Origin of the sequence: Pseudonocardia halophobica, assembly GCF_027922425.1 — a bacterium.
In the GTDB taxonomy this organism is placed as follows: Bacteria; Actinomycetota; Actinomycetes; order Mycobacteriales; family Pseudonocardiaceae; genus Pseudonocardia; species Pseudonocardia halophobica.
This window is the reverse complement of record NZ_BSFQ01000063.1, coordinates 1-20,121: the sequence shown is the minus strand read 5'-3', so window position 1 is coordinate 20,121 and position 20,121 is coordinate 1. Positions and strand designations below refer to the sequence as shown.

Genomic DNA, 20,121 nt, shown 5'->3' with positions numbered 1-20,121 from the left:
GACCCGGGACGCGGATCCCGCAGGAGAGGACCTTCGATGAGCGCTGCCCCGACCCCCCACGGCCCGGGGCGGATCCTGCTGCTCTCGACCTCGGACACCGACCTGCTGTCCGCCCGGGCCTCCGGCGCCGACTTCCGCCTGGCCAACCCCAACCGCGTGCTGCTCGACGAGCTGCCGGCGATGGTCGCCGAGGCCGCCGTCGTGGTGGTGCGGGTGCTGGGCGGGTACCGGTACTGGGAGGAGGGGCTGGACCTCCTCCGCGCCTCCGGAACCCCGCTCGTCGCGCTCGGCGGCGAGATGGCGCCCGACGCCGAGATGATGGAGCTGTCGACGGTCCCCGCCGGCGTCGCGGCCGAGGCGCACACCTACTTCGCGCAGGGCGGGGCCGGGAACCTCCGCCAGCTGCACGCCTTCCTCTCCGACACCGTGCTGCTCACCGGCGAGGGGTTCGCGCCGCCGGTCGCCCTGCCCGAATGGGGAGTACTGGAGCGTCCCGCGGCTCCCGCGCAGGGCCCCACGGTCGCCGTGCTCTACTACCGCGCCCAGCAGCTCGCCGGGAACACCGCGTACGTCGAGGCCCTCTGCCGGGCGATCGAGGCCAAGGGCGCCACCCCGCTGCCGATCTTCTGCGCCTCGCTGCGGCAGGCCCCGGCCGCGCTGCTGGAGACGCTTCGCCAGGCCGACGCCATGATCGTCACGGTCCTCGCGGCCGGCGGGACCAAGCCCGCGTCGGCGCAGGCCGGCGGCGAGGACGAGGAGTGGGACGTCGCGGAGCTCGCCGCGCTCGACGTCCCGATCCTGCAGGGCCTCTGCCTCACCTCCAGCCGCGCCGCCTGGGACGAGAACGACGACGGGCTGTCGCCGCTCGACGTCGCCACCCAGGTCGCCGTGCCCGAGTTCGACGGCCGGCTGATCACGGTCCCGTTCTCGTTCAAGGAGGTCGACGCGGACGGCCTGTCCGTCTACGTCCCGGACGAGGAGCGCGCGGCCCGGGTCGCCGGGATCGCGGTGCGGCACGCCGACCTGCGGCGGATCCCCAACGCGGACAAGAAGATCGTGCTCATGCTGAGCGCGTACCCGACCAAGCACGCGCGGATCGGCAACGCGGTCGGGCTGGACACCCCGGCGTCGACGGTCGCCCTGCTCAAGGCGATGGACGAGGCGGGCTACGACGTCGGTGACTTTCCCGGCGTCGAGGCAGGGGACGGCGACGCGCTCATCCACGCCCTGATCGAGGCCGGCGGCCAGGACCCGGACTGGCTCACCGAGGAGAAGCTGGCCGGCAACCCGATCCGCATCTCCGCAGCGCGGTACCAGCGCTGGTTCGACACCCTCCCGGAGGACTTCCGTTCCGGGGTGATCGAGCACTGGGGGCAGCCGCCGGGGGAGCACTACGTGCAGGACGGCGACATCGTCGTCGCGGCGCTGCGGTCCGGGAACGTCACGCTGATCGTCCAGCCGCCCCGCGGCTTCGGCGAGAACCCGGTGGCGATCTACCACGACCCGGACCTGCCGCCGTCGCACCACTACCTCGCGGCCTACCGCTGGCTCGCCGCCCCGGTCGCCGACGGGGGCTTCGGCGCCGACGCCGTGGTCCACATCGGCAAGCACGGCAACCTGGAGTGGCTGCCCGGCAAGACGCTCGGCATGTCCGCGTCCTGCGGTACCGACGCGGCGCTCGGCGACCTCCCGCTGATCTACCCGTTCCTGGTCAACGACCCGGGCGAGGGGACGCAGGCGAAGCGCCGGGCGCACGCCACGCTCGTCGACCACCTGATCCCGCCGATGGCCCGCGCCGAGACCTACGGCGACATCTCCCGCCTCGAGCAGCTGCTCGACGAGCACGCCAACGTCTCCGCGCTCGACCCGGCCAAGCTCCCCGCGATCCGTCAGCAGATCTGGACGCTGATGACCGCGGCGAAGATGGACCACGACCTCGGGCTTGACTCCCGGCCGCACGAGGCCGAGTTCGACGACATGCTCCTGCACGTCGACGGCTGGCTGTGCGAGATCAAGGACGTCCAGATCCGGGACGGCCTGCACGTCCTCTCGGCCGCGCCGGAGGGGGACACGAGGGTCGACCTGGTGCTCGCGATGCTCCGCACCCGGCAGATGTGGGGCGGCGAGCAGAGCGTCCCCGGCCTGCGCGAGGCGCTGGGCCTGGCCGAGGACGGCAGCGAGGCCCGCGGTGCGGTCGACGAGGTCGAGCAGCTGGCGCACGCGCTGGTCGCCGACATGGAGGCCGCCGGCTGGGACCCCGACGCCGTCCCCGCCGTCGTCGCCGCGAATCTCACGGCGCGACTCACCGAAGCCGAGAGCGCGACTCGCGGAACCCCCACCCACGACCCCGCGAGTCGGGGTGTGGGCTCCGGTGAGTCGGGCTCTGAGATTCACGAGGGCGCTGATCCCGAGACGGTCGAGCGGATCCTGCGGTTCGCGGCGACCGAGGTGGTGCCGCGGCTGGCGGAGACCGCGCACGAGATCGACCGGGTGCTGCACGCGTTGAACGGCGGGTTCATCCCCGCCGGACCCTCCGGCTCCCCGCTCCGCGGGCTGATCAACGTGCTGCCGACCGGCCGGAACTTCTACTCGGTCGACCCCAAGGCCGTGCCCAGTCGGTTGGCGTGGGAGACCGGGCAGGCCATGGCGGAGTCGCTCGTCGAGCGCTACCGCCGGGACCACGGCGGCGAGTACCCCCGGTCCGTCGGGCTGTCGGTGTGGGGGACCTCCGCCATGCGGACCAGCGGCGACGACGTCGCGGAGGTCTTCGCGCTCCTCGGCGTCCGGCCCGTGTGGGACGAGATGTCCCGGCGCGTCACGACGCTGGAGGTCGTCGACCTCGAGGAGCTCGGGCGGCCGCGCATCGACGTCACGGTGCGCATCTCCGGCTTCTTCCGGGACGCGTTCCCGCACGTCCTGGCCCTGCTCGACGACGCCGTCCAGCTGGTCAGCGACCTGGACGAGCCGGCCGAGCAGAACTTCGTGAAGGCCCATGTGCTGCAGGACGAGCAGCGCACCGGCGACCGCCGCCGGGCCACCACGCGGATCTTCGGGTCCAAGCCCGGCACCTACGGGGCGGGCCTGCTCCAGCTCGTCGACTCCAAGAACTGGCGGGACGACGCCGACCTCGCCGAGGTCTACACGACCTGGGGCGGCTACGCCTACGGCCGCGGCCTCGACGGCGCCCCCGCACGGGACGACATGGAGACGGCCTACCGGCGCATCGCGGTGGCGGCCAAGAACACCGACACCCGCGAGCACGACATCGCCGACTCGGACGACTACTACCAGTACCACGGCGGCATGGTCGCGACCGTCCGCGCCCTGACCGGCGAGGCGCCCGAGGCGTACATCGGCGACTCGACCCGGCCGGACTCGGTGCGGACCCGGACGCTGCACGAGGAGACCGCCCGCGTCTTCCGCGCCCGCGTGGTCAACCCGCGCTGGATCGAGGCCATGCGGCGGCACGGGTACAAGGGCGCGTTCGAGATGGCCGCGACCGTCGACTACCTGTTCGGCTGGGACGCCACGACAGGTGTGGTCGCGGACTGGCAGTACGAGAAGCTCACCGAGTCCTACGTCCTCGACCCGGACAACCGGAAGTTCCTCTCCGAGTCGAACCCGTGGGCGTTGCACGGCATGGCCGAGCGGCTGCTCGAGGCGGTGGAGCGCGGGCTGTGGGAGGCCCCGGAGCAGGCCACGCTCGACGCCCTGCGCCAGGCCTACCTGGAGACCGAGGGCGACCTCGAGGCCGAGTAGGGCCGCACGCCGGTCTGGCCGACGGCTACGACCGCCTGCTCGACGAGGCACTGGCCGCGCGGGCCGGCTGATCCGCTCGTGAGTGGCGATGGTCGCCATAGCGACCATCGGCACTCACGGCCCGAACGGATCAGCGGGCCAGCCGGCCGAGGTGCAGCCGCAGGTCGCCCGCGGCCGCCCCCAGCTCCTGCAGCAACGCCGCCTCGACCTCGCCGACGGCCGGCGCCAGCCGCGCGTGCAGCTCCCGTCCCCGGTCCGACAGCAGGACGAGCACACGGCGGCGGTCGGTCTCGTCGACGCGCCGGTAGACCAGCCCCTGGTCGATCAGCCGGTCCACGATCTTCGTCAGGGTCGGGGCCGGGACGCGCACGGCCGCGGCGATGCCGCTCATCGGGTGCCCCTCGCCGTCGGCGAGCAGGTCGAGGACGCGCCACCGGTCGAGCCCGGGGCCGTCCGGCCCGAGCGCCTCCTCGACCCGCCGCTCCACCCGGTGCGCCGCGCCCGCGAGCGCGTCGAGGAGGCCGGCGTCGGTGACCGAGGGTGGTGCACTGCTCACGGCGGGTCCACTTCCTGCGGGGAGGGGTGACGGGGAGGGCTGTCCTGGACAAGACTCTCACGGGGCGGACTCGGACGGCGGACGCGAGCGGGGAGGTCCGCGATGCGCACGGCCGGCAGGGGCGGGGAGCAGGGCTCGGGGATCGGCGACGTCGTGGAGGTCGCCTTCGTGGTGCCGCGCAGCGGCCCGGCGGGGCTGTTCGGGCCCGCCTGCGAGTCCTGCGGTGCCCTGGCGGCGGCCGAGCTGAACGCGGCCGGGGGCGTGCTCGGCCGCGAGGTCCGGCTGCACGCGGTCGACGGCGGTCGCGCACCGGCACAGGTCGCCGCGGAGGTCGGGGCGCTCGTCGAGGCGGGGGCGGTGCAGGCGGTGTCCGGCTGGCACATCTCGGCCGTCCGGCAGGAGATCGCGCCGCGGGTCAGCGGCCGGGTCCCGTACGTCTACGCCCCGCTCTACGAGGGCGGCGAGCGCACCCCGGGGGTGTTCCTCGCCGGCGAGACCCCGGACCGGCAGGTGCTGCCCGGCCTGCGCTGGATGGCCGCGGAGCTGGGTGTGCGGACCTGGTGCGTCGTCGGCGACGACTACGTGTGGCCCCGCGTCTCGGCGCGGGCCGCACGGCGCTGGGCGCGGACCACGCCGGACGTGCGGATCCTCGACCAGGTCTTCGTCCCCCTCGGCACCGAGGACTTCACCGACGCGCTCGACCGGGTGCTGCGCTCGGGCGCGCAGGGCGTGCTGATGTTCCTGGTGGGCTCGGACGCGGTGCGCTTCAACCGTGCCTTCGCGGCCGCGGGCGGCGACCGCCGGTGCGTGCGGTTCAGCCCGCTGATGGAGGAGAACATGCTGCTCGCGAGCGGTCCCTCGCGCGAGCTGTACTCCGCCGCGGCCTGGTTCGAGAGCCTCCCGACGGCGGCCGGCCTGGACTTCTCGCGCCGCTACGTCGAGCGGTTCGGGCCGCGCGCGCCGGTGCCGGGCGCGCTCGCCGAGTCCTGCTTCGAGGGGCTGACCCTGCTGGCCCGGCTGGCCGAGCGGGCCCGCTCGCTCGACGTCGACGCCGTGTCGGGGGCGGGGGAGGGGATCGCCTACGAGAGCCCGCGCGGCGACGTCGCGCTGGTGCACAACCACCTCCGGCAGGACGTCTACCTGGCCCGGGCCGACGGGCTGGAGTTCGACGTGCTCGCCCGCTTGACCTGATTGCTGTCGCTCGACATAGTTTCACATGACAGCAAATCGGGGAGGCGCCCGTGCCCACCTACGCGTTCCGCTGCCCCCACTGCGGGGGATTCGACGTGATCCGGCCGATGCGTGAGGCGGGGGCACCCGCCACCTGCCCCGAGTGCGGCACCGCGGCCCGCCGGGTTTTCGAGTCACCGGCGTTGCGCGCGGGCGACCCCCGGATGCGCCGCGCCCTCGACGCCTCGGAACGCAGCGCCGACGAGCCCGCCGTCGTCTCCTCCGTGCCCGGCCGCAACCGCAGGGCCACCCCGATCAGCCGGGACCCGCGGCACGCCCGCCTGCCCCGTCCCTGACGCAAGTCCGGCTCGATCACCGAAGCTGACCAGGAGGAACCGCCATGCCCGACGTCGTCTTCTCCGTCGACCAGGCGAAGCCCATGCGTGACCAGAAGGCGCCCGGCCACAACCGCTGGCACCCGAGCATCCCGCCGGCGGTGACCGTCGCCCCCGACTCCTCGATCCGCGTCGAGTGCCGGGAGTGGACGGACGCCCAGATCGGCAACAACGACTCGGCGAACGACGTCCGGGACGTCGACCTCACCCGCTGCCACATGCTCTCCGGACCGATCGCGGTCGAGGGCGCCGAGCCGGGGGACCTGCTCGTCGTCGACATCCTCGACCTCGGCCCGGTGCCCCAGGAGACGGGCCCGGCGCCCGGCCAGGGCTGGGGCTACACGGGCATCTTCGCGAAGCAGAACGGCGGCGGCTTCCTGACCGACCGCTTCCCCGACGCCTACAAGGCGATCTGGGACTTCTCCGGGCAGGTCGCCACCTCGCGCCACCTGCCGGGCGTGAAGTACACCGGCATCACCCACCCCGGCCTGTTCGGCACCGCGCCCAGCCACGAGCTGCTGAGCCGGTGGAACGCCCGGGAACGGGCGCTCATCGCCACCGACCCGGACCGCGTGCCGCCCCTGGCCCTGCCTCCGTTGGAGGAAGCCACCCTGGGCGGGAGCGCCACCGGCGACGTCCTCCGCGAGATCGCCCGCGACGGCGCCCGCACCGTGCCCGCCCGCGAGAACGGCGGCAACCACGACATCAAGAACTTCACCCGCGGCAGCCGCGTCTTCTACCCGGTGCACGTGCCGGGCGCCCTGTTCTCCGGCGGCGACCTGCACTTCTCCCAGGGCGACGGCGAGATCACCTTCTGCGGCGCGATCGAGATGGGCGGGTTCATCGACTTCCACGTCGACCTGATCAAGGGCGGCATGGAGACCTACGGCGTGACGACCAACCCGATCCTGATGCCGGGCAACGTCGAGCCGCGGTACTCCGAGTTCCTCACCTTCATCGGCATCGGCGTGCAGCACGAGACCGACACCCAGCTCTACAACGACGCCACCGAGGCCTACCGCAACGCCTGCCTGAACGCCGTCACCTACCTGGAGAAGTTCGGCTACTCCGGCCCCCAGGCCTACCTGCTGCTCGGGTCGGCGCCGATCGAGGGCCGCGTCTCCGGCGTCGTCGACATCCCGAACGCCTGCTGCTCGCTCTACCTGCCGACGGCGATCTTCGACGACGACCTGCGGCCGTCGGCGAGCGGCCCGGCGCGAAAGGACCGGGGGAGCTGCGCGGTGAGCTCGTGACGGGTCCGGACGCCTCCTACGAGGTCCACGAGATCCCGGAGTTCACCCTCGAGTGCGGCGCGACGCTGCGGCCGGCCCGGATCGCCTACCAGACCTACGGCGAGCTGAACGCCGACCGCAGCAACCTGATCCTGTACCCGACCTGGTACTCCGGGCGGCACTGGGACAACGAGTGGCTGATCGGCGAGGGGATGGCGCTCGACCCCTCCCGGTGGTTCATCGTGGTGCCGAACATGCTGGGCAACGGGCTGTCGTCGTCGCCGTCGAACACCCCGCCGCCGTGGGACCGGGCCCGGTTCCCGCGGATCAACGTGCGGGACAACGTGGCCTCGCAGCACCGGCTCGTCACCGAGGTGTTCGGCGTCGAGTCGCTGCCACTGGTGCTCGGCTGGTCGATGGGAGCCGGACAGACCTACCAGTGGGCGGTGAGCCACCCGGAGATGGTGCAGCGCATGCTGCCCTTCTGCGGGTCGCCGCGGACCGCGCCGCACAACCAGGTCTTCCTGGACTCACTGCGGGCCGCGCTGACCGCGTCGGTGGGCTTCGACGGCGGCTGGTACCCGCCGGACGACTGGCCGGTCGGCGGGCTGCGGGCCTTCGCCCGGATCTACGCGGGCTGGGGTTTCTCGCAGGCCTTCTACTGGGACGAGGTGTGGCGGGAGCTGGGCCACACCTCGCTCGAGGACTTCGCGGTGGGGTTCTGGGAGGGGTTCTTCCTCGACGGCCGGGACCCGAACAACCTCCTGACCATGCTCGACACCTGGTGGAACGGCGACGTCGGGAAGACGCCGGGGTTCTCCTCGACCGAGGAGGCCCTCGGCTCGATCCGGGCGAAGGCGATCGTGATGCCGGCGGAGAAGGACCTGTACTTCCCGCCGGAGGACGAGGAGTGGGCCGTCTCGCACATGCGGGACGCCGAGCTGCGGGTGATCCCCGGGGTGTGGGGGCACTTCGCGGGCGGCGGGGCGAACCCGGTGGACACGGCGTTCATCGACGCCGCGGTGAAGGAGCTGCTCGACCGGTGAGTCACGCCTCGCGGACGTCGAGCAGGTCCTTCTCCTCGACCGCCGCGCGGGAGAGCGTGGTGTAGCCGCGCTCGTCGAACAGCACGGTCAGCCGGTCGGCCTCGGTCGCGAGCACCACGCCGTCGCCCCACTCGGGGTGCCGGACGGGGGTGCTGGGCGTGAGCCCGGCATCCTCGTCGCCGACGTCGGCCGGCACGTGCTCCGCGGCCGAGCCCGACTCGCAGGTGTCGCAGTGGCCGCACGGCCCGCCGAGCTCCTCGCCGAAGTAGCCGAGCAGGTAGCGGCGCCGGCACCCGCCGGTCTCGGCGTACTCGCGGACCAGGTCGATCCGGGAGCGGACGAGCCGGCGGTGCCGTTCGGCGGCCTCGACGGCCGCGTCGACGGCCTCCGGCACGGACAGGTCGGCCCGGGAGATCCGGCCCTCCTCGACCCGCACCGCCCCGACCTGCTCCAGCAGGTTCACGGCGTTGGTCCGCCGCTGCGCGGACAGGCCGGAGCGCTCGCCGAGCTCCTTCCCGGTGGCCGGGCCCTCCGCGAGCGCCTCGAGCACCGCGTGCAGCGCCTCCGGCTTGGGGCGGCGGGCGACGAGGAACCGCTGCAGGCGCAGGTCCTCGTGGTGGTGGTGCAGCTCGACGGTGGCGTCCCCGCCGTCCCGGCCGGCGCGGCCGATCTGCTGGTAGTAGGCGTCGAGCGAGCCGGGCGAGGCGGCGTGGAGCACGAACCGCACGTCCGGCTTGTCGATCCCCATCCCGAAGGCGGAGGTGGCGACGACGACGTCGAGGTCGCCGGCGAGGAACCCGTCGTGGACCTCCTCGCGCCGCTTCCGGTTCAGGCCCGCGTGGTAGTGCCCGGTCCGGATGTCGAGGCCGGACAGGGCCTCGGCGTAGCGCTCCGCCTCCTTGCGCGTGGCGACGTACACCAGGCCGGGCTTCGGCAGCTCGCGCACCCGCTCGGCGATCTCGCGGTGGCGCAGGTCGTCGTCGGCGTAGACCTGCACGGTGAGGTGCAGCTCCGGCCGGTCGAAGCTCGCCACGATCTCCCGCGGCTCGCGCAGGCCCAGCCGCTCCACGATGTCCGCCCGCACCGGCGGCGCTGCGGTCGCGGTCAGCGCCACCACCGGCGGGTGGCCGAGGCGCTCGATCGCCGCGCCGACGCGCAGGTAGTCGGGCCGGAAGTCGTGGCCCCACTCCGACACGCAGTGCGCCTCGTCGACGACGAACAGGCTGACGCCGGCCTCCACGAGCCGCTCCACGACCTCGTCCTTGTCCAGCTGCTCGGGGGCGAGGAACAGGTACTCGGCCTCGCCCGCGGCGAGCGCCTCCCAGGCGTGCGTCGTGCGGGCGGCGGGCTGGGCGGAGTTGACCGTGACCGCCTCGGGGACGTCGCGCTCGGCGAGCCCCTGCTGCTGGTCGTGCTGCAGCGCGATGAGCGGTGACACCACGACGGTCGGGCCCTCGAGGAGCACGGCCGGCACCTGGTAGATCGCGGACTTGCCGGCGCCGGTGGGCAGGACGGCGAGGACGTCGCGGCCCTCGAGGAGGTGCTCCATGCCGTCGAGCTGGTCGGGATGCAGTTCGGCGAAGTCGAACCGGTCCGCGGCCGCCCGCTGCAGCCGCTCACGTGCTGTCGTCACAGGGCGCGGGCTACCCACGCGCCCCGCCGTCAGAACCCCGGTGATGGCAGGGACCCCTCCTGCGGCGCGGTCCGGGGCGCGATCAGCGCCCCGACCAGGGCGAGGACGACCAGCACGACCAGGAGCACGGGCAGCGCGACGGCCGGGGTCACCAGGACGGCGAGCAGCGCCCCGCCGAGCCCGACGAACGCGGCCTGGGCGAGCTGGTCGGTGAGCTGGGCGGCGGAGGAGTGGTGACCGACGGCGTCCGGGGAGGAGCCGGCCAGCAGGAGCGCGGAGAGCGAGGAGAAGCCCAGCCCCATGCCCACGCCGGCGACCAGCCACAGCGGCAGCGCGGCCCAGGCGACGCCCCAGGCCGGCGCGACCAGCAGCAGCCCTGCGGTCCCGACCGCGATGAGCAGCATCCCGATCCGCAGCAGGCGGAGCCGCGGGAGCTCCGGCCGGCGGCCCTGCCACGCGGCCGCGGCGGACCAGCCCAGGGAGCCGACGATCAGCGGCAGCCCGGCCTCGGACAGCGACCAGCCGTGCGTCGCCGTCAGCGTCAGCGGCAGGTACGCGGTGACGGTGAAGAACGCGCCGGCGATCAGTCCCCGCCCGGCGACGACGGCGGCGATCCCGCGCCGCGCCCGCACGGTCCCCGCGGGGAGCAGCCTCCGCAGCGCCGGAACGAGCACGGCGAGCGCGGCCACCGCGAGCACCGCGCCGGCGACCGTCGGGTGCTGGCCGGCCCAGCTCAGCGCGGCCACCCCCAGCGCCGCGGCCACGGCGGCGGGGACGAGCCCGCGGTGCGGCGGCGCAGGCTCGGCGGGCGGGGCGAGCCCCCGCACCGCCGGCAGCACGAGCAGCACGGCCAGCCCCACCAGCGGGAGCAGCCCGAGGAACACCCAGTGCCAGGACAGGTGCTCGGTGACCACACCGGCGACCGGCGGCCCGACCAGCGACGGCACCACCCACGCCGAGGACACGAGCCCGAACACCGCGGGCCGGGCGCGCACGGAGTAGACCAGCGCGATCAGCACGTACACCGCCACGCCCTGGGCGCCCGCGCCGAGGCCCTGCAGCAGCCGCCCCGCCAGGAGCTGGGGCAGCGACCCGGCGGTCCCCGCCACGAGGAGGCCCAGGCCGAACACGGCCGGGGCGAGCAGCAGGACGAGCCGGGGGCCGCGGGCGTCGCACCAGCGCCCGCCGAGAACCGTGCCGACGACGGTCGTGGCGATGAAGGCGACGAAGGGCCAGGCGTAGTCGGCGACGGTGCCGAGCTCGGCCACGACGGCCGGCATGGCGGTGCCGACGCCCATCTGCTCGAACGCGACGAGGCTGATCAGCAGCACGATCCCGACGGTCACCGCCCGCCGGCGGGGCCCGAACAGCTCGTCGCGGACGGTGCGGTCCCGGTCGGTCGGCGTGGTCGTCACGGCACGAGCCTCCCTGCTGAACCGAGGTTCAGGTCAAGCGGGTTCTCCGCGGGCGTTCGGGCGCCTCGGGTGGCCGAACGCGGACCGAACGGGAGCCGAACGGGCCGTTCCTAGCGTCGGGGCCACAGCAGATCCGGGTCCGGTCCGGGTCCCCGTCCGCCAGGAGCTCTCATGTCGCACAGCACCTTCCGCTTCGGCACCGTCCCACCGATCACCGACCCCGCCGACCTCGGCACCGTGCTGGGCATCTGGGCCCATCCCGACGACGAGGCCTTCCTCTCGGCCGGGTTGATGGCCGGGGCCACGGCGGCCGGCAACCGGGTGGTGTGCGTGACCGCCACCCTCGGCGAACGCGGTACGGACGAGCCGGAGCGCTGGCCCCCGGACCGGCTCGCCGCGCTCCGCGCGCACGAGCTCCGGGCGTCCCTGGCCGTCGTCGGCGTGACCGAGCACCACCTGCTGGGCATCACCGACGGGACCTGTGCGGCCCAGCCGCACGGCGCCGTCGTCCGCCGGCTGGCCGGGATCGTCGACGCCGTCGCCCCGGACACGGTGGTGACCTTCGGCCCGGACGGGATGACCGGGCACGAGGACCACCAGACGGTGTCGGCGTGGGCGACCGAGGCCCGCGCGATCGCCGCACCCGAGGCCCGGCTGCTGTACGCGACCACCACCGAGGAGTTCGTGGCGGGGTGGTTGCCCGCGCGCGACGCGTTCGACGTCTTCCTCGCGCACGGGCTGCCCCTGCGCACGCCCGTCTCGGCGCTGGCCGCCGAGCTCCGCCTCACGCGCAGGGAGCTCGACCGCAAGATCGTCGCGCTGCGTGCCCAGGCGTCCCAGACCAGTGGGCTCCTCGCCGCCATCGGCGAGGAACGGTTCCGCCGCTGGTGGTCGACCGAGTCGTTCGTGGCGGCGGAGTCCGTGGCCTCCCGCGCCCGCGAGTGGGGCACCTGGCGGGTGGCCGCATGAGCACCTGCGGGACCACCCCCGGCACGCCGGCCACCGTGACGTCCCCGCACCGGCGGGCGATCAAGGACTCGGTCGCGGTGATCGTGGCCTACCTCCCCTTCGGCCTGACGCTCGGCGCCACCCTCGCCTCCACCCGACTGCCCGGGTGGGTGGCGTGGGCGTCGTCGCCGCTGCTGTTCAACGGCGCGACCCAGCTCGTGGCCGTCACCCTGCTCGACGGCGGTGCGGGGGCCGTCCTCGTCGTCGCGGCCGCGCTGGTCGTCAACGCCCGGATGCTGCTCTACGGCGCGTCGCTCGCCCCGTACGCCGCGGAGTGGCCGCGGCGCTGGCGGTGGATCGGCGGCTACCTGATGACCGATCCGGTGTACGCGCTGGCGGTCGGGCGCTTCCGCGCCCCCGACGGCGGGGGCGGGGCGCGCGAGCGGCTCGTCTACTACCTCACCGTCGGCGTCACGCTCTGCCTGGCGTGGCAGGTGCTGACCGGGGCCGGGGTGCTGCTCGCCGGCGTGCTCCCCGACTGGTTCCAGGTCGACCTCGCCGCGCCGTTGACCCTGCTGCTCCTGCTGCTGCCCATGCTCACCGGCCGGGCCGCCTACGCCGCCGCGGCGGCCGGCGGCGCGGTCGCCCTCACGGCGACGGCCCTGCCCCTGGGGCTCGGCCTGGTCGTCGGCGCCGCGGCGGGCATCGCCGCAGGCGTCGCCGTCGACGCGTGGCGCCGGCGGACCCCTCGTCCCGAAGGAGTTCCTGATGCCTGAGCTGCTCGTCCTCGTCGCCGTCGGCGCGGGGACCTATGCGATGCGGGCGGCCTTCCTCGTCCCCGCCCGGCCCGCACCGCCCGCGATGGCGCGGGTACTGCCGCACGTGGGACCCGCGGTGCTCGGCGCGCTCGTCGCGCCGGCGCTGCTCGCCCCGCACGGCGCGGTCACGGTCGCCGGCACGGTGCCGGGCGTGGTCGCCGCGGCCGGGGCCTGGCTGCTGTGGCGCCGCACCCGCAGCCTGCCGGTCGCCCTGTTCGGCGCCCTCACGCTGGCCCTGCTGACCACGGCGGTGTTCCGGTGAGCGCCGAGGTCCGGATCCGGGAGCTCGGGCCCGGCCGGTACGACGTGCTCGACGCCGTCGTCGAGGGGCTCTCCCCGACGAGCCGCTACCACCGCTTCCACACGCCGGCCCCGCGGCCGACCCCGCAGGTCCGCGAGGCGCTCGCGGCGGTCGACGGCCGGTCGCACATCGCCGTCGCGGCCTTCGCCCCGGACGGCACCCCGGTCGGGATCGCCCGGCTGATCGCCGTCGGCGACGGCCAGTCCGAACTGGCCGTCGAGGTCGTCGACGAGTGGCAGGGCCGGGGGATCGGCGGCCGGCTCGTCCGGGACGTGGTCGAGCGCGGCCGCGCCGCCGGGCACCGGGCGGTCCGCGCGGCGGTGCTCGCCGAGAACGTCGCCGCCCAGGCCCTGTTCTTCACGGTCTTCCCGGCGGCGATCGCCCTGCCGGCCGCCCACGAGATCGGCTTCGCGGCGGAGCTGGCGCGCGACGGGGTGCTCTGCGCGGCGTGAGCACGTGTCCGTTCTGTCCGTTACGGGATCCCGGCTGCGCCGTTCGGTCCACGGGCCGGCGGCCGGCCGGCCCTGACATCCCGGGCGCCCGGTCGGGACGCTGACGGAACGCCGCCGGCGCGCCGCCCGGCGCCGCGGGTGTCCGGCCCGGTCGGGCGTGCGGAGGTGACGCCGCGATGCTGCAGGTCACCCTGCTCGGCGAGCAGGTCGTCCGCGACGCCGCCGGCACGGTCCGGGTCCGGTCCTCCCGCAGCCTCCTGCTCGTCGCCTTCCTCGTCGTCCACGCCGGGTCCCCGCAGCCCCGGCAGCGGATCGCCCCGCTGTTCTGGCCGGACTCGACGGACGACCAGGCGCTGACCAACCTGCGGCGCGAGCTGCACCACCTGCGGGCCCTGCTCGACGACGGGTCGTCCCTGCAGGTGACCACCCGGGACCTCTGCTGGCAGGACGCCCCGGACTGCCTCGTCGACGTCCGGGAGTTCGCGCGGTCGCGGGCCACCGCGCTCGCGGCGGAGACGAGGGGCGACACGGACGCGTTCCTCGCCCACGCCGGCGCCGCCCTGGACCGCTACCGCGGCGAGTTCCTCCCCGGCGGCACCGAGGACTGGATCCTGGAGGCCCGCGCCGCGCTCGAGGAGCAGTGCGTGGACCTGCTCGACCGCGTCGTCGCGGCCCGGTCCCGCGCCGGCGACCCCGCCGAGGCCGTCGGGCCCGCGCGCCGGCGGGTGCAGCTGCGGCCCCTGGAGGAGGCCGGCTACCGGACACTCATGGCGCTGCAGGCCGAGGCGGGGGACCGGGCCGGGGCCGTGGGCACCTACCACCGCTGCGCGTCGGTGCTCGAGCGCGAGCTCGGTGTCGCGCCCGACCCGCTCACCCGGAGCACGCTGAACCGGGTGCTCGCCCGCGGCGGCCCCGCACCGGCCCCGGCCACGGCGCCCGCGCGCGCCGGCCCGGCGGGCACCGAGCTCGTCGGGCGGGAGCGGGAGCTGCGCGTCCTGCAGGACCGCTGGCGTGCGGCGGCGGCCGGGCACCCGGGCCTGGTCCTGCTGCGCGGCGACGCCGGGGTGGGCAAGTCCCGCCTGATGGCCGAGCTGTCCGGCGGCGTCCGGCGCGGCGGCGCGGTGGTGGCGGACGCCCAGTGCTTCGGCACCGCGGGCCGGCTGGCGCTGGCGCCGGTGGCGGACTGGCTGCGCACGCCCGCGATCCGCTCGGCGCTGACCGGCCTCGACGACGTCTGGCGGACGGAGGTCGAACGCCTGGTCCCCGCGTCGCGGACGCGGCCCGACGCGGGCCCGCCGGCCATGGTCGACGCCTGGCAGCGGCACCGCTTCCACGAGGGCATCACCCGCGCCCTGCTGCACCTCGGCCGCCCGGTCCTGCTGACGATCGACAACCTCCACTGGTGCGACCCGGAGACGCTCGCGTTCGTCACCTTCTGCCTCGCGCTGACCCCGGACGCCCCGATCCTGCTGGTCGCGACCGTGCGCGACGACCCGGACGACCACGAGCCCGGGCTCGTGCAGTGGATCACCCGCATGCGCGCGACCGGGCTCCTCACCGAGGTTCCGGTGCCGCCGTTCGACGCGGCCGACACCGCGACGCTCGTCGAGGCGCTCACCGGGCGGGCCCCGGAGCCCGGCGAGGCCGCGCTGCTGCAGGCCACCACCGGCGGGTTCCCGCTCTACATCGTCGAGACGGCCCGTGCGGGCGACGGGTCCGGCGCGGTCCCGGACGGCCGGGTGACCGCCGTGCTCGTCCGGCGGCTCACGCAGACGAGCCCGGCCGCCCGCGAGATCGCCGGGCTGGGGGCGGCGGTCGGCCGGGACTTCACGCTCGACCTGCTGACCGAGGCCGCCGACCTCGACGCCGACGCCGTCGTCGGGGCCGTCGACGAGCTGTGGCGCGCCCGAATCCTGCGCGAGACCGCCGACGGGTACGACTTCTCCCACGACCTCCTGCGCGACGCGGCGTACGCGCAGGTCAGCCCGCCCCGGCGGTGGCTGCTGCACCGCCGGGTCGCGCAGGGCCTGGAGATCCTGCACGCCGCGGACCCCGACGGGATCTCGGCCCAGCTCGCCGAGCAGTACGCGCGCAGCGGCAACGCCGACAAGGCCGTCGCCGCCTACCGGCGGGCCGCGGACGTCGCCGCCGGGATGTTCGCGCACGGCGAGGCCGTCCGGCTGCTGGAGGAGGCCCTGGCGATCGTGCGCACGCTTCCCGAGGGCGGCGACCGCACCCGCCGCGAGCTGGCCCTGCTGGAGGCCGTCGCCGCACCGCTCAACGCGCAGTTCGGGTACTCGTCGCCGCGGCTGCGCGAGACCCTGGAGGGCGCGGTGGCCCGGGCCGAGGCGCTCGGGCGCCGGGAGTCCCTGCTCAACGGGCTGGTGGGGCTGTGGGCGTCGCTGTTCGTGCACGGCGACACCGAGGAGGCGCACCGCGCGGCGGGGCGGGCGCTGTCCCTCGTCGAGCCCGACTCCGATCTGAGCGGGCCCGCGCACTTCGCCTACGGCGGCTCGGCGCTCAGCCTGGGCCGCCCCGCCGAGGCGCTCGAGCACCTCGACCTCGCCGCGGGGTTCGGCGGCTTCCACCCGCTGAGCATCGGCACCCGGTCCGACGTGCACGGGCGGGCGTTCGCGGCGCACGCCCACTGGCTCCTCGGCGACCCGGGCGCGGCGCTGACCAGCAGCACGGACGCGATCGCCCTGGCCCGCAAGTCCGGCAACGCCTACGCCCTCGCCGTCGCGCTGGCGTACGGGGCCATCACCCACCAGCTCCGCGACGACCGGGCCGAGCTCGGCGCGGTCGTCGAGGAGCTGCGGGGGCTCTGCGACCGGTTCGCGTTCGCCTACTACGGCGACTGGGGCCTGGTGCTCGACGGCTGGTCGCGGGCCGACGCCTCCGGCACCGAGCTCGTCCGGGCCGGGATCGCGAGCCTGGAGGCCGCCGACGCCTTCGCGCGGATGCCGTACTGGCTGGCGCTGCTCGCCGACCGGTACGACCGGGACGGCCGCCGCGACGACGCCGTGGCCACGCTCGACGCCGCCCTCGCCGCCGGCCGCGCCCACGACGACCTCTGGTGGATCCCCGAGGTGATGCGTCGGCGGGCGGCCTACGACGACCCCGGTCGCGCCGTCGAGCGGCTCCGGACGGCGGCCGGCCTGGCCGGGGAACAGGGGAGCGTCGCCCTGCTCGTCCGGTGCCTCGCCGACCTCGAGGCGCACGGCGTTCCGGCCCCGGCGTTCGGCGTTCGCCCCGCGCCCTGAGCCCGGGCCCCGGACCCGAACGGCTGTTGAACGGTCCGTCCGCAGCATGGGTGGGTGTCGCGTCCGAGCACCTCGGAGGCACCGACCGAGAAGGAGCGAGCGTGACCACCACGCCTGCGCGCACCACCTCCAGCACGCCCTTCACCGACCTCGCGGCCGCCCTGCGCGGCGACCTCGTCCTGCCGGGCGACGCCGGCTACGACGACGCCCGCGCCGTCTACAACGGGATGATCGACCAGCGGCCCGCGGCGATCGCCCGCTGCCGCGACACCGCCGACGTGGTCGCGGCGGTGCGCTTCGCCCGCGCCCACGACCTCGAGATCGCGGTACGCAGCGGCGGGCACCACGCCGCCGGCCTCGGCGTCCGGGACGACGCCCTGGTCGTCGACCTGTCGTCGATGCGGAGCACCACCGTCGACCCCGCCGGGCGCACCGTCCGGGTCGACGCCGGGTGCACGTGGGGCGACGTCGACCACGCCACGGTGGCGTTCGGGATGGCCACGCCCTCGGGGTTCATCGCCTCGACCGGCGTCGCGGGCCTGGCCCTCGGCGGCGGCATCGGCTACCTCACGCGCCGGTTCGGCCTGACGGTCGACAACCTCGTCTCCGCCGACGTCGTGCTCGCCGACGGCCACGTGGTGACCGCGAGCGCGACGTCGCACCCGGACCTGTTCTGGGCGCTGCGCGGGGGCGGCGGCAACTTCGGGATCGTCACCTCCTTCACCTTCCGCTGCCACGAGATCGGCGATCGCGGGACCGTCGTCGCCGGCCCGGTCCTCTACAACCTGGCGGACACCGGCGAGGTCCTGCGCTGGTACCGGTCGGTGGTGCCGTCGCTGCCGGAGGAGCTCAGCGGGTGGTTCGCGCTGCTCACCATCCCGCCCGCGCCGCCCTTCCCGGAGGAGCTGTGGGGCCGCAAGGCCTGCGGCATCGTCTGGTGCTACACCGGCCCGCACGACCGGGCCGACGAGGTGCTGGCCCCGATCCGCGAGTTCGGCTCGCCGCTGCTCGTCGGGGTGCAGCCGATGCCGTTCACGGCGCTGCAGAGCGCCTTCGACGGCCTCTACCCGGCCGGCCTGCAGTGGTACTGGCGGGCCGACTTCTTCGACGAGATCTCCGACGCCGGGATCGCGGTGCACGAGAAGTTTGGGCCCCTGCTGCCCAGCGGGCACTCGACGATGCACCTGTACCCGATCGACGGCGCGGCGGCGCGCGTGAGGGAGGACGAGACCGCGTTCGCCTACCGCGACGGCGGCTGGGCCGGCGTGATCGTCGGGGTCGACCCGGACCCGGCCAACGCCGGGGCGATCACCCGGTGGACCAGGGACTACTGGGACGAGCTGCACCCGACCTCGGCGGGCGGGGCCTACGTCAACTTCCTCATGGACGAGGGCGAGGACCGGGTGCGTGCCTCCTACCGGGGCAACCACGACCGGCTCGCGCGGGTCAAGCGGCGCTACGACCCGGACAACGTCTTCCACCTCAATCAGAACATCAGGCCGTCCGCGGACGGCTGACGGCACCGGACGGCCGGGGGCGGGCGGGGCGCGGGGTCCCGCCCGCCGACCCCCGCCGTCGTGCCGGGATCGGAGATCGGATCATGACTCGACTCGTCGCACTGCCGGTCGCCCTCGTGGTCGCCGCCCTGGTCGTCGCCCACGGGGCACCCGGAGCGGGGATCGCCGCGTCCTGCCTGGTCCTGGCCGCCCTCGGCGTCGTGGGCTGGGGCCTCGTGCAGCAGCACCGCCGGGGCCGGCTGCGGTTCCGGCTCGTCCAGTTCCGGCCGGCCGCGCCGTTCGCGGGGGTGCTGCCCGCGGGCCGGGACCGGGACCGGCTGGCGGAGGAGCTGCAGGCCCGGGCGGATGCCCCGGCCCACCTGGTGGACGGGCTGCGGCGGCCCGCGCCGGGACGTTAGGGATCAGAGGCGCTCGAGCAGGGCGCGGGTGAACTCGGCGGTGCCCGCGGTGCCGCCCATGTCCCGGGTCCGGACCCGCCCCTCGGCGAGCTGGGCCCGGACCGCGTCCAGCACCTCGGCGCCGGCCTCCGGGTGCCCGAGGTGGTCCAGCAGCATGGAGGCGGACCAGATGGCGCCCAACGGGTTCGCCAGGTCCTTGCCCGCGATGTCCGGGGCCGAGCCGTGCACCGGCTCGAACATCGACGGGAACTCCCGCTCCGGGTTGAGGTTGCCCGACGGCGCGATGCCGATCGAGCCCGCGACCGCGGCGGCGAGGTCGGACAGGATGTCGCCGAACAGGTTCGACGCCACGATCACGTCGAAGTTCTGCGGCTGCAGCACGAGCTTGGCCGCGAGGGCGTCGATGTGCTCGCTGCGCAGCTCGACGCCGGGGTGCGCCGCCGCCCGCTCGCCGACGACCTCGTCCCAGAACGGCATGGTGTGGACGATGCCGTTGGACTTGGTGGCGCTCGTGACGTGCTTGCGCCGGGACTCCGCGAGGGTGAAGGCGTAGTCGGCGATCCGGGCGACCCCGGCGCGGGTGAACACGGCCTCCTGCACGGCCAGCTCCGACGGGAGGCCGCGGTTCATCCGGCCGCCGATCTCGGAGTACTCGCCCTCGGCGTTCTCCCGGACGACGACGAAGTCCACCTCGCCCGGCCTCGCCCCGGACAGCGGGGAGGGCACGCCCTCCAGCACCGCGATCGGCCGGAGGTTGACGTACTGGGCGAACGCGCGGCGGATCGGGATCAGCAGCCCCCACAGCGACACGTGGTCCGGGACGCCCGGCCAGCCGACCGCGCCGAGCAGGATCGCGTCGTGCGTCCGGATCCGGTCGAGCCCGTCGGCCGGCATCATCGCGCCCTCGTGCGCGTGGCGCTCGCAGGACCAGTCGAACTCGTCGTAGGCGAAGGAGATCCCGTGGCGCCGGCCGACGGCGTCGAGCACGGCGGTGGCCGGCGGGATCACCTCCTGCCCGATGCCGTCTCCGGGGATAAGGGCGATCCGGTGTGTCGTGCTCATGCGCCCACCTTCCCCGTGAGTGGCGATCGTCGCTACAGCGACCATCGCCACTCACGACCCTGTGAAGAGAATCGACCGCAGCCGGGCTACGCGGTCTTGTCGAGGGTGACCCGGTAGCCGAGGTTGTGGAGTTGGTGGATGAGCCGGTCGCGTTGT

Annotated in this window: 16 protein-coding genes; 12 read left to right on the top strand and 4 right to left on the bottom strand. The window is 74.9% G+C overall.

Going from position 1 to position 20,121, the window contains the following annotated elements; all coding sequences use genetic code 11:
* Nucleotides 1-36 precede the first annotated feature (36 nt).
* Nucleotides 37-3,759: a cobaltochelatase subunit CobN gene (gene cobN / locus PKE99_RS35980; RefSeq protein WP_051737945.1), complete on the top strand. Its 3,723-nt coding sequence runs from the start codon at nucleotides 37-39 to the stop codon at nucleotides 3,757-3,759.
* A gap of 130 nt (nucleotides 3,760-3,889) precedes the next feature.
* On the opposite strand, the gene PKE99_RS35975 is transcribed toward cobN, so the two are convergent.
* A complete protein-coding gene (locus PKE99_RS35975) occupies nucleotides 3,890-4,315 on the bottom strand; it encodes a MarR family winged helix-turn-helix transcriptional regulator (RefSeq protein WP_063739835.1) in 426 nt (141 codons plus the stop codon).
* Nucleotides 4,316-4,417: 102 nt separating this feature from the next.
* Here PKE99_RS35975 and PKE99_RS35970 point away from each other — a divergent pair, with 102 nt between their 5' ends.
* From PKE99_RS35970 to PKE99_RS35955, 4 genes are read left to right on the top strand one after another with little or no spacing between them, the layout of a single operon-like run.
* Nucleotides 4,418-5,506, top strand: a complete 1,089-nt coding sequence (locus PKE99_RS35970; protein ID WP_051737946.1) for a substrate-binding domain-containing protein — start codon at nucleotides 4,418-4,420, stop codon at nucleotides 5,504-5,506.
* 50 nt (nucleotides 5,507-5,556) lie between these two features.
* The gene (locus tag PKE99_RS35965; protein ID WP_037050322.1) at nucleotides 5,557-5,841 is read left to right on the top strand and encodes an FmdB family zinc ribbon protein; all 285 of its coding nucleotides are present in this window, start codon (nucleotides 5,557-5,559) and stop codon (nucleotides 5,839-5,841) included.
* Nucleotides 5,842-5,885: 44 nt separating this feature from the next.
* Nucleotides 5,886-7,133 carry a formamidase gene (gene fmdA, locus PKE99_RS35960; RefSeq protein ID WP_037050325.1) on the top strand — a complete coding sequence of 416 codons (1,248 nt, stop codon included), beginning with the start codon at nucleotides 5,886-5,888 and terminating at the stop codon, nucleotides 7,131-7,133.
* A complete protein-coding gene (locus PKE99_RS35955) occupies nucleotides 7,130-8,158 on the top strand; it encodes an alpha/beta fold hydrolase (RefSeq protein WP_037050327.1) in 1,029 nt (342 codons plus the stop codon). Before fmdA ends, PKE99_RS35955 begins: the two co-directional genes overlap by 4 nt.
* A 1-nt stretch (nucleotide 8,159) precedes the next feature.
* On the opposite strand, the gene PKE99_RS35950 is transcribed toward PKE99_RS35955, so the two are convergent.
* Nucleotides 8,160-9,791, bottom strand: a complete 1,632-nt coding sequence (locus tag PKE99_RS35950) for a RecQ family ATP-dependent DNA helicase (RefSeq protein ID WP_037050329.1) — start codon at nucleotides 9,789-9,791, stop codon at nucleotides 8,160-8,162.
* Between the two features lie 29 nt (nucleotides 9,792-9,820).
* On the bottom strand, nucleotides 9,821-11,206 hold the full coding sequence (locus PKE99_RS35945) for an MFS transporter (RefSeq protein WP_051737947.1): 1,386 nt from the start codon (nucleotides 11,204-11,206) through the stop codon (nucleotides 9,821-9,823).
* A 171-nt stretch (nucleotides 11,207-11,377) separates the two neighbouring features.
* On the opposite strand from PKE99_RS35945, the gene PKE99_RS35940 reads away from it, so the two are divergent.
* The 7 genes from PKE99_RS35940 (at nucleotide 11,378) to PKE99_RS35910 (ending at nucleotide 18,903) form a co-directional block, all read left to right on the top strand.
* Nucleotides 11,378-12,175 (top strand): PIG-L deacetylase family protein, encoded by a 798-nt coding sequence (locus tag PKE99_RS35940; protein ID WP_051737948.1) that lies wholly within the window; start codon nucleotides 11,378-11,380, stop codon nucleotides 12,173-12,175.
* Nucleotides 12,172-12,930 (top strand): AzlC family ABC transporter permease, encoded by a 759-nt coding sequence (locus tag PKE99_RS35935; RefSeq protein WP_156067891.1) that lies wholly within the window; start codon nucleotides 12,172-12,174, stop codon nucleotides 12,928-12,930. The genes PKE99_RS35940 and PKE99_RS35935 overlap by 4 nt, the downstream gene beginning before the upstream one ends.
* Nucleotides 12,923-13,234, top strand: coding sequence for an AzlD domain-containing protein (locus tag PKE99_RS35930; protein WP_037050331.1), 312 nt, complete (start codon nucleotides 12,923-12,925; stop codon nucleotides 13,232-13,234). Before PKE99_RS35935 ends, PKE99_RS35930 begins: the two co-directional genes overlap by 8 nt.
* Nucleotides 13,231-13,725, top strand: coding sequence for a GNAT family N-acetyltransferase (locus PKE99_RS35925; RefSeq protein ID WP_051737950.1), 495 nt, complete (start codon nucleotides 13,231-13,233; stop codon nucleotides 13,723-13,725). Before PKE99_RS35930 ends, PKE99_RS35925 begins: the two co-directional genes overlap by 4 nt.
* A 176-nt stretch (nucleotides 13,726-13,901) precedes the next feature.
* Nucleotides 13,902-16,988 carry an ATP-binding protein gene (locus tag PKE99_RS35920; protein WP_271214966.1) on the top strand — a complete coding sequence of 1,029 codons (3,087 nt, stop codon included), beginning with the start codon at nucleotides 13,902-13,904 and terminating at the stop codon, nucleotides 16,986-16,988.
* 101 nt (nucleotides 16,989-17,089) lie between these two features.
* Entirely contained in the window at nucleotides 17,090-18,505 is a 1,416-nt protein-coding gene (locus tag PKE99_RS35915; RefSeq protein WP_037050335.1) for an FAD-binding oxidoreductase, read from the top strand.
* An 83-nt stretch (nucleotides 18,506-18,588) separates the two neighbouring features.
* Nucleotides 18,589-18,903 carry a hypothetical protein gene (locus PKE99_RS35910; RefSeq protein ID WP_156067896.1) on the top strand — a complete coding sequence of 105 codons (315 nt, stop codon included), beginning with the start codon at nucleotides 18,589-18,591 and terminating at the stop codon, nucleotides 18,901-18,903.
* 3 nt (nucleotides 18,904-18,906) lie between these two features.
* Here the strand turns inward: PKE99_RS35910 and PKE99_RS35905 are convergent, their stop codons facing one another.
* Nucleotides 18,907-19,965 carry a tartrate dehydrogenase gene (locus PKE99_RS35905; RefSeq protein WP_037050341.1) on the bottom strand — a complete coding sequence of 353 codons (1,059 nt, stop codon included), beginning with the start codon at nucleotides 19,963-19,965 and terminating at the stop codon, nucleotides 18,907-18,909.
* Nucleotides 19,966-20,121: the final 156 nt, after the last annotated feature.